The organism is Paenibacillus sp. HWE-109 (assembly GCF_022163125.1).
Classification (GTDB): Bacteria; Bacillota; Bacilli; order Paenibacillales; family NBRC-103111; genus Paenibacillus_E.
Window position 1 is genome coordinate 3,684,435 of the sequence record NZ_CP091881.1, and the last position, 19,784, is coordinate 3,704,218.

The 19,784-nt window shown below is 48.8% G+C and carries 18 protein-coding genes; 5 read left to right on the forward strand and 13 right to left on the reverse strand.

The window, feature by feature from the left end; genetic code table 11:
* Positions 1 to 3: 3 nt before the first annotated feature.
* Positions 4 to 1,128 carry a class I SAM-dependent methyltransferase gene (locus tag LOZ80_RS15685; protein ID WP_238173000.1) on the reverse strand — a complete coding sequence of 375 codons (1,125 nt, stop codon included), beginning with the start codon at positions 1,126 to 1,128 and terminating at the stop codon, positions 4 to 6.
* Between the two features lie 93 nt (positions 1,129 to 1,221).
* Between LOZ80_RS15685 and LOZ80_RS15690 the strand changes: the two genes are divergently transcribed.
* The 3 genes from LOZ80_RS15690 to LOZ80_RS15700 all read left to right on the forward strand — a co-directional run bounded on the left by LOZ80_RS15690 (position 1,222) and on the right by LOZ80_RS15700 (position 3,911).
* Entirely contained in the window at positions 1,222 to 2,187 is a 966-nt protein-coding gene (locus tag LOZ80_RS15690; protein ID WP_238172265.1) for a hypothetical protein, read from the forward strand.
* A 100-nt stretch (positions 2,188 to 2,287) separates the two neighbouring features.
* Entirely contained in the window at positions 2,288 to 3,382 is a 1,095-nt protein-coding gene (locus tag LOZ80_RS15695; RefSeq protein ID WP_238172266.1) for a coiled-coil domain-containing protein, read from the forward strand.
* A 37-nt stretch (positions 3,383 to 3,419) separates the two neighbouring features.
* Positions 3,420 to 3,911: a hypothetical protein gene (locus LOZ80_RS15700; protein WP_238172267.1), complete on the forward strand. Its 492-nt coding sequence runs from the start codon at positions 3,420 to 3,422 to the stop codon at positions 3,909 to 3,911.
* 46 nt (positions 3,912 to 3,957) lie between these two features.
* Here LOZ80_RS15700 and LOZ80_RS15705 read toward each other — a convergent pair whose 3' ends face one another.
* Positions 3,958 to 5,289, reverse strand: coding sequence for a PhoH family protein (locus LOZ80_RS15705; RefSeq protein WP_238172268.1), 1,332 nt, complete (start codon positions 5,287 to 5,289; stop codon positions 3,958 to 3,960).
* A 112-nt stretch (positions 5,290 to 5,401) separates the two neighbouring features.
* On the opposite strand from LOZ80_RS15705, the gene LOZ80_RS15710 reads away from it, so the two are divergent.
* Positions 5,402 to 5,947, forward strand: coding sequence for a YhcN/YlaJ family sporulation lipoprotein (locus LOZ80_RS15710; protein ID WP_238172269.1), 546 nt, complete (start codon positions 5,402 to 5,404; stop codon positions 5,945 to 5,947).
* Positions 5,948 to 5,990: 43 nt separating this feature from the next.
* Here LOZ80_RS15710 and LOZ80_RS15715 read toward each other — a convergent pair whose 3' ends face one another.
* From LOZ80_RS15715 to LOZ80_RS15750, 8 genes are all read right to left on the reverse strand, one after another.
* On the reverse strand, positions 5,991 to 6,137 hold the full coding sequence (locus LOZ80_RS15715) for a hypothetical protein (protein ID WP_238172270.1): 147 nt from the start codon (positions 6,135 to 6,137) through the stop codon (positions 5,991 to 5,993).
* Positions 6,138 to 6,323: 186 nt separating this feature from the next.
* Positions 6,324 to 6,617, reverse strand: coding sequence for a hypothetical protein (locus LOZ80_RS15720; protein WP_238172271.1), 294 nt, complete (start codon positions 6,615 to 6,617; stop codon positions 6,324 to 6,326).
* Positions 6,607 to 7,041 carry a hypothetical protein gene (locus LOZ80_RS15725; RefSeq protein WP_238172272.1) on the reverse strand — a complete coding sequence of 145 codons (435 nt, stop codon included), beginning with the start codon at positions 7,039 to 7,041 and terminating at the stop codon, positions 6,607 to 6,609. Before LOZ80_RS15725 ends, LOZ80_RS15720 begins: the two co-directional genes overlap by 11 nt.
* 24 nt (positions 7,042 to 7,065) lie before the next feature.
* Positions 7,066 to 7,341: a YlaH-like family protein gene (locus LOZ80_RS15730; RefSeq protein WP_189007031.1), complete on the reverse strand. Its 276-nt coding sequence runs from the start codon at positions 7,339 to 7,341 to the stop codon at positions 7,066 to 7,068.
* Positions 7,342 to 7,474: 133 nt separating this feature from the next.
* Positions 7,475 to 9,316 carry a translational GTPase TypA gene (gene typA, locus LOZ80_RS15735; protein WP_238172273.1) on the reverse strand — a complete coding sequence of 614 codons (1,842 nt, stop codon included), beginning with the start codon at positions 9,314 to 9,316 and terminating at the stop codon, positions 7,475 to 7,477.
* A gap of 164 nt (positions 9,317 to 9,480) precedes the next feature.
* Positions 9,481 to 9,963: a LiaF transmembrane domain-containing protein gene (locus LOZ80_RS15740; protein WP_189006296.1), complete on the reverse strand. Its 483-nt coding sequence runs from the start codon at positions 9,961 to 9,963 to the stop codon at positions 9,481 to 9,483.
* Positions 9,964 to 10,062: 99 nt separating this feature from the next.
* Positions 10,063 to 12,900 carry a VWA domain-containing protein gene (locus LOZ80_RS15745; protein ID WP_238172274.1) on the reverse strand — a complete coding sequence of 946 codons (2,838 nt, stop codon included), beginning with the start codon at positions 12,898 to 12,900 and terminating at the stop codon, positions 10,063 to 10,065.
* The gene (locus LOZ80_RS15750) at positions 12,884 to 14,812 is read right to left on the reverse strand and encodes a vWA domain-containing protein (RefSeq protein WP_238172275.1); all 1,929 of its coding nucleotides are present in this window, start codon (positions 14,810 to 14,812) and stop codon (positions 12,884 to 12,886) included. The genes LOZ80_RS15745 and LOZ80_RS15750 overlap by 17 nt, the downstream gene beginning before the upstream one ends.
* Before the next feature lie 138 nt (positions 14,813 to 14,950).
* On the opposite strand from LOZ80_RS15750, the gene LOZ80_RS15755 reads away from it, so the two are divergent.
* Positions 14,951 to 16,159, forward strand: coding sequence for an MFS transporter (locus tag LOZ80_RS15755; protein ID WP_238172276.1), 1,209 nt, complete (start codon positions 14,951 to 14,953; stop codon positions 16,157 to 16,159).
* Positions 16,160 to 16,168: 9 nt separating this feature from the next.
* Here the strand turns inward: LOZ80_RS15755 and LOZ80_RS15760 are convergent, their stop codons facing one another.
* From LOZ80_RS15760 to LOZ80_RS15770, 3 genes are read right to left on the reverse strand one after another with little or no spacing between them, the layout of a single operon-like run.
* Positions 16,169 to 17,071 (reverse strand): DUF58 domain-containing protein, encoded by a 903-nt coding sequence (locus LOZ80_RS15760; protein WP_238172277.1) that lies wholly within the window; start codon positions 17,069 to 17,071, stop codon positions 16,169 to 16,171.
* A complete protein-coding gene (locus LOZ80_RS15765; protein ID WP_238172278.1) occupies positions 17,068 to 18,057 on the reverse strand; it encodes an AAA family ATPase in 990 nt (329 codons plus the stop codon). Before LOZ80_RS15765 ends, LOZ80_RS15760 begins: the two co-directional genes overlap by 4 nt.
* A 32-nt stretch (positions 18,058 to 18,089) precedes the next feature.
* Entirely contained in the window at positions 18,090 to 19,760 is a 1,671-nt protein-coding gene (locus LOZ80_RS15770) for a DUF8809 domain-containing protein (RefSeq protein WP_238172279.1), read from the reverse strand.
* Between the last annotated feature and the right edge of the window lie 24 nt (positions 19,761 to 19,784).

A 19,784-nucleotide genomic window follows, 5' to 3' on the forward strand; every position in this document is an offset into this window, starting at 1 on the left:
GGCTCACCTTTTTTTCGTTGCAATTAAGACTTTGAACAGCTCACTCATATGATCACTGAGCAATAATTGACGAATCGCACGATTCCTTTTGGATACCTCGCTGAATGGATTCGGATCGAAGTGATCCTGCAGCTTTTGCAAAATCCCCTGTTCGACCAGGAACTCCCGCTGCGTCTGGAGCGTGACATCCGCAAAGCCGCTCTGGAGTGCTACCTTTTCAATAAAACTAAAGTCTATATGAGCAGTCATGTCTTGTTCTCCTTGATGAATCCATGGGTTATCGTGAGCTTGATGCTGCCGATAACACATGAAAGTGCCTTGATAGCGATGAGGAGCATATAGTTCAGCTTCAACATCTCCATAATCAATGACAAGCAGACTTCCGTTTTCCATTCGACTGGCAATTCCCGCGATCCATACCTCGGCCTCAAGATTAATCTCGCCGATTTGCCCGTCCAGCCATTGAACTTTACTTTGTGCAAGGAAGTCTAATAGACGTTCCGAGCGAATGGGACGCCAGATTTCTTGAAATTCCTGCTCTTCGGGGCGCCAATGGACATAAGATTCTTGAAAATCCGAGTTTTTATAGCGAATACGATGAACAGGAAAGGCATCAAGAAGCTCGTTAGCAAGCACGTAGAGATGCTCCTGAGGTTCTTGTGCAAGCCACTCCCCCGCTTGCGCGAACTCAATATTGGCAGCATGATCCTGCAGCGCAGTTCGTTGCAGTTCCCGGTGATAGGCACTCGATTCAATCAATGTGTAGCGGACCCGGTCATATATGGCAGGGCTCGTGTTTTTTATTTCCTCCATAATATGAAAGGCCATCCGGCCAGACCCTCCTCCCCATTCAACAAGGTGAAGGACCAACTGATCACTAGAAGCCGAAGCTGCCTGTTTCGTTACAAAAGCAGCTATCATTTCACCCATCACAGATCCAATGGAGGAGCTCGTATAGAAATCGCCTTGTTTACCTATCTTAGGATTCTCATTGCGATAATAACCGTAAGGTTCACTGTATAGGCAAATTGCCATATACTCGTGAAAAGGTATGGCCTTATCATCATTTAAATCCATCGCTTCTATGAGAGCATTCACCACTTCAGGGTGGCCCAACTGTTGTTTCATGTTCACAGCGTAACCTCCAATTGTTTACTTAAAGACAAACCTAAAGGAAACCATTATAATAAAGTAGGATTATGGAAGGAGAGACAGAAAAGCATGTCAAAAAAGTGGGTAACTTTAACAGCAGTAACGGCGATCAGCCTTGTTTCGTTGACTGCCTGTACAGACAACAACAAAGTAAAAGAGGCTTTGGATCAAGCAATTAGCAAACAAAAAGAAATGACATCGTACACATTCGATGGGGGTACTACGTTATCAATCAGCGATGGTTTGTTGAAATCATCCAACCCTTTAACTAATGGCCTATTATCGCTTATCAAAGAAAGCACGATCGATTGGAAAGGGATCAGCAACGTGGAGCCCCTCCAATTTCAAACTGACTTGAAAATAACGCCCAAGGGCTCTACATCGCCTTTTGAGATACCAATTCTCATTAAAGATAGCAAATTGTATTTTAATATGCCAGCATTAAATAAGACACCAGATGAGTTCTATGCCATTGATATGCAGCAATTAAGCCAAACTGGCAAAAGCCCTTTATCCCTGGACAGCTTGAAAAACACTTCGCAATTGTCAACGTCGCTTAGCAATCTTGTATTTAGCGGCATGGATGCCAAATGGTTCAAAGAAGCCAAAGAACCAACCAAACTGAAGGATGGCTCTTCAGCCAAGTCCATCAGCGTAGAACTCACAAGCAAAAATGAAAAAGAAGTCAACACCGCGCTGCAAGCCAAGCTGCCCGAATTTATTGGTACGCTGCAAACGAACGGTTTCCTCACAACCGAACAAGCTGACCAGTTCAAGAAAACTCAGCTTAATGGCTTACAGCTTAAAGCGCCCGGCAAGCTAGTGGTCGCTATCGATGACAAAGGTTTTATCCGCGATCAAACAATCGATATCAACTTTACGGTTACAGCGGATGGCAAAGCACAAGATAATCACATCCTGCTTCATCAGAGCTACGAGGCTATTAATCAAGCATCACCGCTCACCAAAGAAGTGCCCAAAAATGTAAAGAGTTTCAATGATATTCTCAAATTAATCACACCGGCCAAGAAATAGATGTAAGGCAAATACTTACCTCTTCCCCAGAGGTAAGTATTTTTTTGTGCTTCATTTAATAGAAATATGATAATCTGTTCATAGGGGGAGAATTCGTTCAATGAAATATAAAATCATACTTATCCTAATGACTGCTTTTTTACTTACACAACTCACCATTCCTTTCCAACCGGCATTCGCCGTTGAAACGAGCCCTGCAACGGATGAAGCTAAGGAACTCGTGCAGAAGGGACTTACCATTTTCGAAATCGACAAAGAAGTCAGCCGTTTAAATGAACAAGACGCCAAAATAGTTGTTCAAATCCAGCAAAATGAACAAGATATCGCCAAGCAGAACAGCAATGTTGAGAGCACTCGCAAACACGCCGGCAAAGTCATGAGAGCTTATTATACGGGAGACCGCGATTCTATCTGGATGCTGATCTTCAGCGTCAGCTCCTTCGCAGATGCGCTGCGGATGTTTGAATATCTGCAAATGATTATCACAAACGATCATCGCGCTTTATCCACTTTTACGGACTCATTCAATAACTTAAAGAGCCTCAAGACAGAACTGGAAACCTCGCGGGCTGAGCTTCAGCAGACGAAAGATAAGTTTCTCTTACAGCGCGAACGCCTCGTGAAGCTCCAAGAGGAATTGGACAAACAATTGGCTGTCAGCGCCCAGGCACAAGTCATCGAGAGCCAAATCAAAAGCTTAAATGAGCAATGGAAACAAGAAGGCGTTCCTTTATTCCGCGAGTACTTGAACAGCTTATCTACAGCTTTCCGCGAATTGCCGCAATACGTAACCAACGAAAGTAAATTTATGGACCTGTCATCCATTAAAAACCCGGTTATCACCATCAGTGATACGGATTTCAATACGTATATTCACACCAAAAATGACCTTCTGAAAAATCTCAATTTCAAATTTGCTGATGGAAACATCATTGCCAAAGGCAAAAAAGAGAACATCGAAGTTACGTTGGAAGGCAAGTTTCTTTTGAAAGAAAATCCCGATATGAATGAAGTCCGCTTCGTTGTGGAGAAGCTGGAATTCAACGGATTTACTCTGCCGGATACCACAATCGAAGATTTTACCAAAGAATTTCAGCTAGGTTTTATTCCCAAGAAAATAGTTAATTATCTCGATGTTGTTAGCGTTGAAACCAAAAATGGCGTCGCCGTAGTGAAACTTAAACTATCCCTGTAAACTAGCAGTGGATGCTAAAGCAAAGTGAGGACTTCCCATGGAATCAAAAATTGGCCTGTTAATCGATTTGCCGGAAAGCAAACTGCCCGGTTTTTATGCACAGATCACCAAAGCGCTTGCTGGCAGCGTGGCCTTATTCGATCATGACAACGAGATGTTGATCGTCAGTAATAAGGAACAACAAACAGCCGTATTGGCCGTTATCAAGGAGTTGGGCATCGAAGCGGACCTTATGGATCTTCGCCTGCTGCCACCTGATGCGGAACTAACAGATCTCTTCAGTGATTACGGATTTACAAGCCACGCCGGTAACGACTACCTCTACGATAAATTAGTCATTTTCTTCCGTTTTGCTCCAGGCAGCCCTCAGGCCGAAGTCGATCAAGCGGCTCTTCAGATGGAAGAGCACCTTCTCGTTCAGTACCAAGACGAAGAAAACGGCGAAGTCTTCATCGCGGACCGGCAGCTCGGAGAATTGATGCACGGTATCGCCAAGGCTTACCGCTGCCGCATCGAAATGCTTTCCTAAATAAGAAATCCCTCACCCCGATTACCGGGATGAGGGATTTCTTATTTCAGAGCAAATCGGCCGCTAATTGCGCCAGATGTGAACGTTCACCACGTTCGAGCGTGATGTGTCCGCTGATTCCTTCTTGCTTAAATCGTTCCACAACATAAGTCAAACCATTGCTGGAAGCATCCAAATATGGATGGTCAATTTGATCTGGGTCGCCTAGGAGAACAATTTTACTGCCTTCCCCCACGCGTGAAACGATTGTTTTCACTTCGTGTTTGGATAAGTTCTGGGCTTCATCAATGATAATGAATTGCCCAGGGATGGAACGTCCGCGAATGTACGTCAAGGCCTCAACTTGGATGCTGCCGAGTCCGGCAAGTATTTTCTCAATGTCTCCGGGTTTTTTGGTGTCGAACAAGTACTCCAAATTATCGTAGATCGGCTGCATCCATGGCCGCAGCTTTTCATCTTTTTCACCAGGCAGGTAACCTATATCTTTCCCCATCGGTACAACAGGCCGAGCAATCAACAACTTCTTGTACTTGCGATCATCCTCAATCTTCATTAGCCCTGCGGCTAATGTCAGCAGCGTCTTACCTGTACCCGCTTTCCCAGTCAGGGTGACGAGCGGGATATCGTCATTGAGCAGGAGCTCAAGAGCCATGCGTTGCTGCGCATTGCGCGCGGCAATTCCCCAAATGGGATCATTGCTCATATAGAGCGGTTCCAGTTTTTTGGCATCCGTAGTCACTTTCAGCAAGGCTGACTTGGAAGATCCAAGCTCATCCCGCAGAATAACAAATTCATTGGGATGCAGCATGTATCCCAGATTAAGCGAGGTAACCGTCAAGAAACGATAGGAGTAGAATTCATCAATGACAGAAGGATGTACAAAAAGGGTGATGTAACCCGTGTACATATCCGTTTGCGCCACAATGCGATCTGTTAAGTAGTCCTGTGCAGGAATACCGAGAACATCCGCTTTAATACGTACTAATGTATCTTTGCTTACGATCACAACCGGTCTAGGAGCTTCATTCTCCTGCTCTTCCAAATGGTAATTGAGCGCGACCGCCAGGATTCGATTATCATTCGTTAATTCCGCAAATGTATCTTGCAGCTTCGCAAAGCTGCGATGATTGAGCTCCACTTTGATGCTGCCGCCATGTTCGAGTGTGATCCCATCGGATAAATTACCCTTGGTTCTGAGTCCGTCAAGCAATCTCGACACATGTCTGGCATTACGGCCAATTTCCTCCGCATTCCGTTTCTTCGAATCGATTTCCTCCAACACCACGGCGGGTATGACTACTTCATTGTCTTCAAATGCGAATAAAGCATTAGGGTCCTGAAGCAGTACATTGGTATCTAACACGTAAATTTTTTTCATTGGTGTGTCCCCTCCCAGATTTGGCGTTAGATCATTGGTTATATTTGATGATACATACAACCTAGCTGTGCAGGACAAACTAAACGCGAGATTGAGGAAAGGATCGATTCTAGTGAGACTATTGTGCGTATTTTTGTTGGTACTGACCCTCGCGGTTGGCTGTAGTCAAGCGCCGAAAAGTGGTGCCCCCTCTCAAGATCCGAATCAAAGGCAAGTGAAAGTACAACAGATCGCTCCACAAAAGCTCGAGATCAAAGATTCGAAAGCAGTTGCGCAGCGTTTGGAGCAGCTAGCCACCAGTATCCCTATGGTCGAGAGCGCGCATTGTGTTGTCTTCGGCAATACGGCAGTAGTGGGCATTAATATCAAGAAGGACTTGGATCGCGCCAAAGTGGGAACGGTCAAATACTCCGTTGCTGAGGCCCTCAAAAAAGACCCTTATGGTGTCAATGCGGTCGTTACAGCCGATTTGGACTTAGACGAACGTCTGCGCAACATTCGGGATAACATCCAAGCAGGTAGACCCATTACCGGGTTCGCTGAACAAATGGCGGATATCGTAGGCCGTGTGATGCCACAACTGCCGCGCGACATTCGCAATCCAACCCATAATCATGGAACTAATGACGCGAATACAGCAGGTAATCCTACCCCTTAATTCGCGGTAAGATAACAAAAAGCCTGACTGCAAACATGCAGATCTAGGCTTTTTTTATCGCATCAAAAACTTGGCCGGGTATAGATACATGAACTCGGCTTGCGCAAGTTTTCTCATATTCAGCTGTCATGATCATGAAGTGGGCGCGTACAATCATTTGCTCCGGTAAAGCTGGGATGTGTTCAGCCATATCGATTGCGCCTCCTACTAGGTGGTTGAAAACGCTGCTTACACTTACAGTATAGCATAGCCGGTGGCAAGCGTTCCACCTTTATGTATCTATTTTCAATGCATGGGAACACTCCTTTACTTACCAGATATACCTTATTGTACGTCTGATTCAAGAAGTTATGAGTCATTGTCCACTTATTGATTATTATTGATTATTGTATATGGGATTTGAATTAATATCATCCAACAGCTTTTCTGCGGCTTCTCGTTCGAAGCTCTGTGTATGGCTACCGCCTTCTCGTTCAAAGGCAATGTGAATTTTCCGGCGATCTTCTTCATTTACAAATTGGATTTGACGAACCCCATGATCTTCGCGCAAAATAAGCGCAAAAAAATCCAGGGTTTCTTTGGCTGCTTCATCATCGGGTCTTGCTTCTTGAACGATATGCATTTGCAGCCAATTAAAGAATGTATCTTGGAGATTCAATTCAAACTCCATCCTCTCTGAGTAAAATAACGTCGCAACCAGATTCCAGCCATTGCAGCCACAACTGCTTCCATTTTGCCTCAGGAGACAGCTTGTCCGAACTGTCCTCGATGGCCTTCACCAAATCCCAAGCTTCCTGACGCCCAAGGAGACGGTCCAGAAAGGCTTCAGCACAATGAGACAAGTGATAAGGATTACCGTTGAAGACAACATCTCCAGCGTCCGACAAATCGAGCTCTACGAGGTCTGATCCACATACGTCCTCATCATCACTCAGTAGGAGGCTAGCTTTATACATAGGCAGCAGCCTCGGATGCTTCTCATGTGCTTTGGCTCGGAGAACCTCCAAGTCAGTAAACGGCGTGCACGCCATGCGATCAGCCCCTAAGACCAAAGGAGAATAACTCTTAATCGGCGTTAACCAAAATCGTGTCATATATGCCTCCAGGACTAGAATGGATTACGTAGGTCGATTCCCGCTTCTTTTCTCAAAAAAGTATCGAATCCGCACTAGAAACATCAATGAAATGGCAACTGTTAAGCAAAGAACGATCGGCAAACCAACTAATTGAAAACCAAGCAGCATAATAGAACCAATAGCCATCAATACATAAATTAACGCAGTCTTGAGAATTGGCAATTTGCGTGTACGGAAAACTTTGTTATACACATAGGACATGAATATAAAGATTAACAAATACGTGATGTAAATGTGATTGCCAAACCATTCGTTTATTACGCTCACCGAACATACACTCCGTTTCTTGAGATAGTTAGAATTAACCTTTATTATCGCTTATTCGCCCAAAAAAATAAAGGGAAATGCAGCACAATGGCTGACATTTCCCCTATTAAGAAAACTTTGTGAATTATACGTTTGCTTCCGCTGTTTTGCGGTGTTTTTCCGCACGTTCGCGCTCGCTTTTGTTCAGAATCTTTTTACGGATACGAACCGATTTTGGTGTGATTTCACAATACTCATCATCATTCAAATACTCTAGCGCTTGCTCCAAAGAGTACGTACGAGGAGTTTTCATTTTGACTGTTTCTTCTTTGTTCGCGGAACGAATGTTGTTAACCGCTTTTTCTTTACAAATATTTACGATGATATCATTGTCACGCGTGTGCTCGCCAACAACCATTCCTTCGTAAACTTCTGTTTGCGGATGAACGAACAGAATACCGCGATCTTCGACGGAAAGAATTCCGTATAGTGTGGAAACACCGGATTCACTGGATACAAGCACACCCTCATGACGTCCACCAACACCTGCTCCTTGGTATGGACCGTAGCTGTCAAAAGCATGGTTCATAATTCCGTAGCCGCGTGTAAGCGTCAAGAAGTTCGTTCTGTAACCGATCAAGCCACGCGCTGGAATCAAGAATTCCAAACGAACGTTGCCGCTGCCGTTGTTGATCATGTTCACCATTTCGGCTTTGCGTGAACCTAAGCTCTCCATAACGGAACCCATGCTGTCTTCCGGTACGTCGATAATTAGGCGCTCGATTGGCTCCATTTTTTGACCATCGATTTGACGAATGATAACTTCCGGTTTGGAAACTTGCAATTCGAAACCTTCGCGACGCATGTTTTCAATCAAAATACCTAAGTGAAGCTCACCGCGGCCTGATACAACGAACGCATCCGGGCTATCTGTATCTTCAACGCGCAAGCTTACATCTGTTTCCAACTCTTTGTACAAACGCTCACGAATTTTACGGGAAGTTACCCATTTGCCTTCGCGGCCTGCAAAAGGAGAGTTGTTTACGATAAACGTCATTTGTAGCGTTGGCTCATCAATTTTCAGTACTGGCAATGCTTCTGGATTTGCAGGATCTGCTACCGTTTCACCGATATTGATATCTTTGATGCCGGCAATCGCGATGATGTCGCCTGCTGCCGCTTCTTCGATCTCAATCCGTTTCAAGCCTGTGAAACCGAAAAGCTTCTCGATTCTAGCTTGCTTTTGTCCGCCTTCACGCGTCATAACTGCAACCGTTTGGCCTTGACGAATTTTACCGCGGTTCACACGGCCTACGCCGATACGACCCAAGTATTCATTGTAATCCATCAATGTAACAAGGAATTGCAGCGGTTGTTCAACATCTTCTGTAGGAGCTGGGATGTGGCTGACAATCGTTTCATAAATGGCTTCCATGTTGGAATCTTGCTTCTCTGCATCAAGACTTGAAGTCCCTTGAAGAGCAGAAGCATAAACCACGTGGAAATCAAGCTGCTCGTCAGTTGCACCAAGCTCGATGAACAAGTCAAGAACTTCATCCACAACTTCTTGAGGACGGGCGTTAGGACGGTCAATTTTGTTAACAACGACAACTGGAGACAGGTTGCTCTCCAGAGCTTTACGCAGAACGAACTTCGTTTGCGGCATTGTGCCTTCAAAAGCATCAACAACCAACAATACGCCGTCTACCATTTTCATGATACGCTCAACTTCTCCGCCAAAGTCGGCATGTCCAGGTGTATCTACAATGTTAATCAAGTAATCTTTATAGTTAATCGCCGTATTTTTCGCAAGAATGGTAATACCGCGTTCTCTCTCTAGATCGTTGGAATCCATTGCTCTTTCTTGAATAGCCTCGTTATCGCGGAAAGTTCCGGATTGTTGAAGCAATTTATCTACGAGTGTTGTTTTGCCGTGGTCAACGTGTGCGATAATCGCAATATTGCGTATCTTGTCTCTTGCGTGCATGAATGTCAAACCCTCTCTACCCTATAATTTTCGTCTCTGTTCATAAAACAAGCGTCGGACATAAGCGCCGACGCTTGACATTTACACTTATTATACGCAGTTTATCGACATTATGCAAGATAAAAGCCAGCCAAATTAAAACTTTTACATTACGTTGACACTTGCTACCACACATTTCGCCGTCGGATTATCATAGCAACGCCTGCCAGAACAAGGATCAAAGCGATTACATAGATTCCTAAATGAAGCAGCAAAGTGAGCCCAAAACAAACCGCTGAAATGATTCCCAGTACCATGGCGCCAATCAAAACTCCCCGGTCGCTTCCGCGATCAAATAAGTGAAGTTCGTATAAACCGACAGCCACGCCCAAAATGAATCCAGGCCATAGATAACTCATGGAGCCCCATCCGAACACATTGCAATAGAAGAACATGAGTGCATAAGTCGTTAAAATGCCGCCTGGCACGAGTACGCCGACAGGCAACGTCCGGTTGAAGAACAGGAAATGAAACAGAAGCCCCGGAATGAGCAATACGAGAGGCCAAAAAAAGGATAGCACAAAATGGAAAAAACCGAGTTTCCCCAGCAATAGAACGACGGCCAGGCCAATTAACAGGATACCGATGGAGTAGCTATTTCTAGCCAAACAAATCCCCCCTAATTCACTTGTCAATAGGGCATCCACATTCGACACCCTTCTACAAATAGTGTATCGCACCTGATCAGAAATTGCTAGCGTATTGCGCTATTTCCGTCCCCGCCGTTTGGCTTCCAGCAAACGGCTCATGCCGTCAGGCGGCGCTGCTGGCTCCGCCGCCGCCACGGGAGCCGCAGCCTGCGTCGGCGGCTCCTCGGGAATGAGCCGCGGCTTCACCGCCGCGGCCTCGTTCCGCTGCAGCTTGTGCTCCGCAAGCTGCTTGCGCTCCCGCAGACGCGCCATCGGCGTCTGCGCTTGGGTCAGCGGGCTCGCCGGAGCGGCTGCCCGCCTGCTGAACGCCCGGACCCACAGGCCGGGCGGCAGCGACAAGCGACGCGCTGCGATGTCCAGCAGCAGCAGCGCGAGCGCTGCCATCAGCAAGTACGCGCGGATGGGGGTCAATCGCTTCTGCGGCGCAGCAGCGTAAGCAAAGGCCATCTCCGGATGCTCCAGAGAGAGCATCCGGCCGCCGGTAAGCTCAGCAAGCTGCTGCAGCTTAACGAGTCCTTGACCGTCCGTGATCCGATATTCCGGAGAATAGGGGATCACGAACCCTGTCGTCGAGCTGCCGACGACCCGCTTCTCTGCATTGGCTTCGCCGTTTGAAGCAAGCAGCTCGATTTTGCTCAAATAAACGCCAGACTTATCCACAGGCAGTTGAGCTGAATAACTGCCTGGCGCCGTGGAAGTGAAAGCGACTTCCTGTTTATTTAGAGATTCATCCGTAACATTCACTCTTAACTCCTCTTGGGTTGCAGAGTCGCTCCATTCTTGATTCCCACTTGTCGCCTGCAGGAGCAGCTCATTGCCTTTCAACTGCGTGCGAAGCTCAATCGGCGATGCTTCAAATTGCGGAAACGTCCATTTGATCATGGAAGTCAGCATGTGGGTAAATCCCGGCCAAGTCACCCAGTTCGCTGACCACGCGCCTGTTGCATCACTCGTCCAGGCGACAGAGCGGCCGGAGCCGTACTGCCATCTAGCCAGGATGGGGTCAGGCTCGGAACTGGCAAGAATAACTTCAGCCGCTTCTTTGGATGTTGTCGCAATATAACCATTCAGCACGGGAAGCCCCTGACCCAGAAAGCTGCTCCAATCGGATCCGCCCGTCACTGCTGGCACAAACGGTTGATTCACCACATAGGTCCGCGAGATCAAGACCGCTTCCCGACTGAAAATGGCCGGTATTGTCGTTTGATCAACCGCCGCGTAGTATCTTCCCTTGGCTAGTTCAGCCAAATGGCTGAGCAGCGCTTGATCGGCATCTGTGCCAATAGCCACAGTGGACATGGTGATCTGCTCCTTCTGCATTTGCTCGGTCAGCGCTTCATAGCTTTGAGTTGTAGACGATTGTCCGTCCGTGAGCAGAATTATATGCTTGCGCTGCGCATCAATTTGCGAAAGTTTGGCGTAGGCTTCCTCCACAGCCGTGTAAATTTCCGTACCGCCATCTGCCGGGATCGCATTAATCTTTTGAATGATACTGGCTTTGTCTGTCAATTTCTGAGGTTCTACGAACCAATGCGGCACCCCATCAAAACCAAGTACACCCAGTGTATCCTTATCTCTCAGCAAATCAACGGTGCGTGACGCGGCTTCTTGGGCCAGTTTCATTTTGTCGCCGGACATGCTGCCCGATTTGTCCATCACGAGTACAATGCCCAATGACGGAATCTCCCTTTTCCCCCGAAGGTCCATGTACACAGGCAGCGCTCGTTCAATCGGTGTTTTGAAATATCCCCCCAAGCCGTAGCTGTTATCTCCCCCCAGCATCACGAGTCCAACACTGTAATCGCGAACGGCTTGCTCGATCATCTCCATTTTGATCTGCGGAATTTGGGTGGCCGCTACATTATTTAGGATAATGCTCTGATAACCCGCATATGCGGCAAAATCATTGGAAAGAAGCTCGGGTACGATCGTTTCATAAGGAATAAGCGCCGATTGCAAAGCTCCTTCCACATTTTTGGAAATGCCAGCGGTCCCTTCTACAATAAGGACTTTCGGCGGTCCTTGGACGCTGCTGAAGCCATAGTGCGTATTATTGGCAGACTGTTCATCACCTTCCAGGTAAATCTCGGCCCGATATCGATGAAAGCCCGGTTCTTTGGCTAATGATTGGAAGGCAAATCGATTCTCGCCTTTATTCAGTTGAACGGACTGTGCCGTCATCTCCCGATTGTCTTCAAATACCCGCAATTGCGCAGGAGCCGAAGCCGTGGATCTTATAACAACTTCAACCGTATAGGCTTCTGCTTGATACAGTTTCTCAGGCAGCCGTACCGCCTCAATTGCAGCATCTCGCCGATCTTTGCCGGCCAAGGGAACCACATCTACACGGATTCCACGATCGCGCAATAGTTTGCCTTGACTTAGCAGCTCTCCCACATTTTCTTCGCCGTCTGACATGAGGATGATTCGTCCCGCGTTACCGCCAGGCAGAAGTCCCGCTGCCAACTGCAAGCCCGAGGCTACATTGGAAAACTGTGGATTCGATTTTGCAGTCATTTGAAAACCATCCAGCGGTCTGCTGTCTACAGGCTTCTCAATGGAAGCCTGCAAAGCCATAGAGACGACCCCAGCTTCGTCTTTCTCGGAGGCTCGCGCTTTCGCTGCCGCTTGAAGCCAAGCCGCTTCATTCCCATCTTGCTTGACGCTATCCGAGCGGTCAACAGCAAACACGATGGTTTTGTGATGCAGTTCTGTCGTCAGCTGCGGTCCTGCAAGCGCAAGTACGAGAAGCAGCAGCACGGAGGTTCGGAGAGAGATAGCCAGCTTTTTACGAGCTCCCTGGAGCCTGCGCAAACTTATCCACAACCAGCCTATGTAGATAGGCAAGAGCAGCAGCAGCCCCATAACGGGCCAATGATCAACCAGAATTCCCACGTCGATACACCTCCCATTCGAGCACCATCAACACCAGCAAGGCCATAATAAGCCAAGGAATAAGATCAATGAAGTCAAGCACTGTTTCACGAGTTGCAGCATTCTCGGCTTTGCTTGCCTGTAAAGCAATCCTATTCAATTGATTTTCTTCACTGGCCTTATTGTTGGATTCACTAGCGTCCATGACGACAGCTAACTTGCGAACTTGCAATTCTTCACCTGCCGCTCCATACTCAGCGAATTCATACAAACCAGGCAAGCTCGGTACCTTTTGAACAGGGGCTAAGGCTTCCTTCGAACGTTCTGCTGCCTGCTCCTCGCCATTGTTCCTATCCGTCTTCCACACCGCTTTCATCGTTTCAGGGTGAAAGGCCATTTCTATTCGTTCATCGGCTGTGACACGTCCCAGATTGCCACCTTGTTGTTCCGTCAACCAGGACACGGCATTTTGCACCATCACCGGAAATTCAGAACGCAGCGGAAAGTCCGAGTGTTCCAGTGAAAAGGCAAACCTCAGCTTGGTGCGTCCGTTTTCGGAACCTGCCAGCACCAATGGGAAGTCTTTGGCCGAAATGATCGCTTTTTCCCATGGCCTTGGCTGTCTTTGCTGCGCCTGCACAATATGGACATCCTGCAAATGCAAATACCGCGTTACCGGATGCTCGATAACGGAAAAATCAGCAACATTCGGCGTTGCATCCGAAGATTCAGCAGTGGATGCAAACTGCCAAATTGGTTTGGACTTAAGCAATTGCTGCCATTTAGCTGACTTAAGATCTGTTTCCTCGATCCCGTCCAGAACAATCAAATCTGGCGTAACATTAGCCGGCGCCGGATACAGCCCGTCTTTGTCCTTTTGAATTTGCAGCACATCTGCCTTGGCTAAAACGAGCGCTTTTTGCAGAAATAAATTGCCTTCGCCAACATAAGCGATCTGGATTCTGCCTGTTCCTTCCGGGAAAGCGTAAGCCGCATTATCCGCTTCAAGGGCATCAGGTGCATCCAATTGGATCTGGTAAACCTGTGCAGCCGGCAAATTCTCAAGATACAGTGATTTTTGTTCTCCTGCCTTGAGCGCCAAAGATTCCGTACGAATCTCGGACATATCCGTCGATAGTTTTGTTTTAACCGTGACAGGCGTTGTCCCCCAATTCTTCAAAACCGCAACAGCACGGAATTGTTCGCCATTCTGGTTGCCTTTTACGCCAAATTGGGTAATGGCCACATTCGCCATATCAACATCCACACGCGCTCCATTGGTTACGGATACGCCTGGCTCCTGGATACGAACAGGAATAGCAAATGATATGCCATCCAGGTTGTCCGTCCATTGACGATCCGTATAGATGCGTACCTCACCATCCTTCTCTTCACGGGTTAAGGCAGAGGCCAACGAGATCGCTTCTTGTGCATGCGTATGTCCATAAAATGGCGAAACCCGCTGCAAGGCCGCCTCGAGTGCAGCAATATCTGCCGTTCGCTGCACTAGCAATTCTGGCTGATCCTTCATAACCAGCAAAGAATAGCTGCTTCCCTTTGCTTCTTTTCGCGCATAATCAAGAATAGCTTGTTTTGCAGCTTCCAATCTTGTTCCCTGCTCCAAGCGCGTTTGCATGCTGGCTGAGGCATCGACGACGAAGAAGATATGCGCCTTTGCCTTTTGCTGACCTTGCACAAATGGCTGCATGATAGCAAGGATCAGCAGGATTGCTGCTATAAGTTGAAGGAATAGCAGAAGATGTCTGCGCAGCCGCTGCCATGGCTTGTTGGCTTCCTGTTCTCGGAGAATTCGCCGCCACAGCATATGGCTGGATACCTCGGTATCCTGATATTGACGTTTCAGCATATACAGCAGCAGGATAACCGGAATTGAAAGCGAGAACCATAGTCCGCTTAAGGTTGCGAATTGCATGAGTACTCTCCTTTCTGGCCGTGATGGGAAGTTCCCTTATATCTTGCGTTCATTGTCTTCATCTTGGGCATACTACTTCGCGTAGACTTGTTTTTCCCTTGTCTAACAACTTTGCTTATGAACAACATCGGAGGTATCATGGCGCCAATATCTAAACAAGACAAGAAACAAAAACCCTTATGGACCAAAGCTTTTCTAATTACATCCTTATCCAATCTATTGCTCTTCTTTAGTTTTCAGATGCTCATCCCAACCATCCCGACCCATGTATCTGAGCTAGGAGGAAACGACGTTCAGGTCGGTTTAGTCATTGGCGTTTTTACGATTTCTTCGTTGTTGACCCGGCCTTTCGCCGGTCGAGCGCTCGATTTGCTGGGGAGAAAACATGTCCTGCTTGTCGGCCTTGCGATCTGTGCCTTAACGATTGCCGGATACTCCTATATGGCCGCCATTGCCCTCATTCTTGCGGCCCGCTTCGTGCATGGCATTGGTTGGGGCATGTCCACGACCTCACTCGGCACGGTCATCGCCGATATTATTCCGCCTGAGCGGCGAGGTGAAGGCATGGGTTATTATGGTCTTTCGAATACGTTTGCCATGGCTCTGGCGCCGTTGACAGGTCTATGGATTATGAGTACGTACGGTTTCCCTCGCGTGCTGCTTATCTCCACGATTCTTGCCCTGCTATCTTTGTTTAGTTCTTTATTTATTACGTATAACAAACCTCAGCCTCTCGAAAAGTCGGCTCAACCGCCAAAACTCATAGATCGGTTATGGGAACGATCGTCTCTGCTTCCTTCTGCTCTCTTGCTCTGTACAGCCATTTGTTACGGAGGCATTGTGACCTTCATAACCTTGTTTGGCCATGAAGCCGGCATTTCGAATGTAGGTTGGTTTTTCTTGTGCAACGCGTCAATGGTGCTGCTTATTCGGCCGATTACCGGCATCCTTTTTGATCGAAAAGGACCAGCTTGGGTGCTTTTTCCCGGTGCACTCTTCACGATTGCCGGACTGCTCCTGCTATCTTATGCGCATTCCGAATTAAGTCTCGCCATCTCTGCGCTTTGCTATGGTGTCGGCTTCGGATCCTTGCAGCCTGCCTTGCAAGCGTGGACGATCGCACGTGCCGAACCCAGCCGCCGAGGCGCAGCCAATGGCACCTTCTTCTCCGCCAATGACCTTGGCATCGGCCTTGGAGCTATGGCTCTGGGAGCTATTGCGACCAGCAGCGGGAGCTATGCCTTTATGTATCGTTGTTCCACCGTTCTTATCATCATCTTCATCCTGATTTACGGATGGTGTTTCTGGCAAGCCCGGCGCAGCACCTTGCAATTCGCTCACAAATGAAAGCTCCCTTCACCTCACAAGTCCATTGTTTCTTAATGTGCCTAACAGAAAATCCCCTGGCGGGATATCCGTCACCGCCAGCAAATAGGTGATTCCTCGCTCATAACAAAATGCTTTTAGCGACTGTGTGTATTGCTGTACGGCCGCTCTGTAGGACTCCAGCACCTTGCTGCTCATCGCTACTTCTCTAGCAGCTCCTGACTCACTGTCAATTAATCGCAGCTCTCCGCTAAACGAAGGGTTAAGCTCTTCAGGAGCCAGCACTTGCACGACGATGACTTCCTGCTTCGCGGCAAGCAAATACTTGAGCGACTCTTCAATCCCTTGTTCATATAGAAAATCAGAGAACAACCAAGTCATCCCCGCTTGGCGAGGCAAGAGGGCAGGATTGCGAAAGACAGCCCCGATATCGCCTTCTCCCAATGGCTGACCACCAGCCAGAAACTCAAAAAGCCGCGGTGCGCTTCCTTTCCCTCGGAGAAGTCGCATCTGCTGGGTTATTTGCGTTGTAAACATCGCGGCACTGACACGATCGAATCGATTTAGTGCCAAAAAACCAATGCCAGCAGCCAATTGTCTGGCGTACGACCATTTGCTGGAGCCACTGCCGTCCTTCTGGCCAAAATCCATGGATTTCGAAGCATCCAGCCACAAATGAACTTGCAGTTCCTGCTCATCCATGAATAGTTTGATGAAGGGCTTGCCCGTGCGTCCATAGGCATGCCAATCTAATTGACGCGTATCATCGCCAGGCGTATACAGTCGATAATCAGCGAATTCCAGCGATGACCCCTGATCTTTGGAGCGTCTTCTCCCCTGCATCGTTCCTCGAATCCGGCTTTTTGCCGCAATGCTCATTTGATCCAGACGGCGCATCAGAGCCGGGTCAAGCAAATTCAAACCTTTACTCATCGGCCGCTCTCCATCGTTTGGATAATGGATGCAATGATGCTGTCCGGCGAAATGCCCATGGCTTGGCCTTCGAAATTCAGAAACAACCGATGCCGCAGGGCCGGGACCGCCACCACATTCAAATCCTGCTTGGAGACATGAAACCTGCCTGCCAGAAATGCCTTGACCTTGGAAACGGCAATCATCGCCTGAACACCACGAGGGCCTGATCCGAAGCGGACATATTGTTTGACGGATTCAGGCGCTGTCGCTTCTTCCGGGTGTGTATTCATCAGCAGCTGCACCGCATAATCGAGAACATCGTCGGCAACCAGAATATCTTTCAAACCAGTTTGAATGTCCCGCAGCAGTGCGCCATCCGCTACTTTCTCAGCCTGAAGCTGCTGGGCTGAGGTTGTTCGCAAAACAATTTCTTTCAATTCACTCTTCGTAGGATACGTGACATGTATTTTCAGCAGAAAACGATCCAACTGTGCTTCTGGGAGCGGATAGGTCCCTTCTTGCTCCAAGGGATTTTGAGTTGCCAACACAAAAAAAGGAGCAGGCAGTTGATAGGTTTCCGAACCAACCGTTACCGTCTTCTCCTGCATAGCCTCCAGGAGCGCACTCTGAGTCTTGGGTGTAGCCCGATTAATTTCATCTGCGAGCACGACGTGACCGAATAAAGGACCCTTTTGAAACTTGTAGGAGGTCTCCCCTTGTGTGCCAAATTGAATCACATTCGTCCCCGTTATATCTGCCGGCATCAGATCCGGTGTAAATTGAATGCGTGAAAATTGAAGGTCAACGGTATCTGCTATCGTTTTGACCAGCATGGTTTTCCCCAGACCCGGAATCCCTTCAAGCAGCGCATGTCCTCCCGCCAAAATGCACCAGAGCAGCTGTTCAACCACGTCTTGCTGGCCTACTATGACACGACCAATTTGTTCTTGCATGTGACGAATTGCCGATCCCCATTCATCCAACTGTTTCTTTGACTCGACCATGTGGCGAACGTCCCCTCCTTTTGCGATTTTTCCTATCGCTGCGGTTGAATTTCCAGAAAATAATCTCTCACCCTGTTTTGCATATGCTGCGGCAGCTCAGAGCGATTGAGTGCGCCCGAAGCTTCTGCCGCGTATTCGGCATATACATCTTCATAAGGGCGAGAGGCTCCGTCGATAGCCGGAGCCTTCCCGCCTTGGCTGACTTCGCCGCCGCTGCCGCTGGTTGGCCCGCCATCAGCGAACGTGCCACCGGTGCCGGAGCGCTCGCGCGGCGTTGTTACAAGCCCGCGTGAGCCCGCTCCAGTGCCGCCCTGCGTGCCGGGAGCGCCCCCGCCAGACCCCCCGCTCTGGCCGGGACCGCTGCCTGGCGCGCTCCCGGCTCCTGCGCCCGCAGGTCCACCCGCGCCGCTGCCGGTCGGAGCTGCCCCCGGCGCGCCAGCCCCTGGCGCCCCAGCCGCCGCCGTTCCGGCATTAGGCGCCGGAGCGCTGCCGGCCGCAGCAAGCCGCTCGGCGCGGCCGCCGGGCGCCCAGGCTTGCCCGGGCTGCGCCCCGCTCGCAGCAAGCTGGCGCGCTTGCGGCAGTGCTCCAGCAGCGAGGCTCGCGGCAGCCTGCGCTGCTTGCGCCTGCTGCTGCGCCAGAGCTTGCTGTGCGGCGCTGGCCGCCGCAAGGCCGGCTTGCAGCTGGCCCAGCTGCGCTGCAGGGTCCTCGCCGCTGCGCAGCGCGCTCGCGGCCCGCTGGAGCTGCTCACGAAGCTGCTGCTCCGCTTCCGGTGAGGCGGCTGCCGCCGAAGCCGCCAGCCTCTCTAATTCACTTGCAAGCTGCTGCTTCTGCTCCGGCGTCATCTTCTGAACTTGTTCACCGAGCTTTGCAACTTCACGCTGCATGCTCTCTGTCTGCTTCTGCTCCAGCGTTTTCCCTAATTCGCGAAGTGCTTCTGTTCGCTGCATTGAATCCGCCCACTGCTCGGAGCGTTTTTGTTGTTTCTCCATATCACCGATTGTCGTTTCCATTTTCTTCAACGATTTTTCCAGTTCTTCGAGCGCTTTCGCCGTCGTCGGCGTTTGACCTAATCTACGCGCTAATTCATTTAGATCCCCTGTCATCTGCTTCATAGCAGGCAAAGGTGATGGTTTCGTTTCCAATTCTTTCACAAGCTCAGCAACTTGTTGCTGCTGATTTGCCACCCACTGACGTTCTTTGCTGCCTTGCTTTATGATCGTATCATTGGAATTAGGCAGGATCAGCAGCAAGCCAAACACGAATAGGGCAATTGCGCCTGGCATCCACTGTTTGCGGGAAAGCCGGTAAACGACCACTTTAGTCAGTTGCTCATCCACGAAGAGATTCGCTTTGTGAAGAGCATCCTGCCGCTGAAGATCAGCCAACAAGGAAGTTTGCTCCGCGTATTTCAGCGCTGTCGAGATGCGATCTTCCAAACCATGCTTATCCATGACTTGGGCAGCATCTTGACGCCGAGGCCGTTGTAGATACAACCAAACACTTGCGGCGATTACCGCTAAGACCACACTGCCCCATGCGCCAATTTTATAAAAGTTAATCAGGAAGAAGCGTCCGCCTATCATCCAGATACAAGCCAGCACAATGCCAACCGTCAAGCTGCGAATGAGATAGTGACATCCTTTTACTTTTAACAAACGTGCAATTACTACATCCAGCAGATCTTCCAGCTTCTCATATCTCATTCACAACCGCTCCTTCCTGACCGC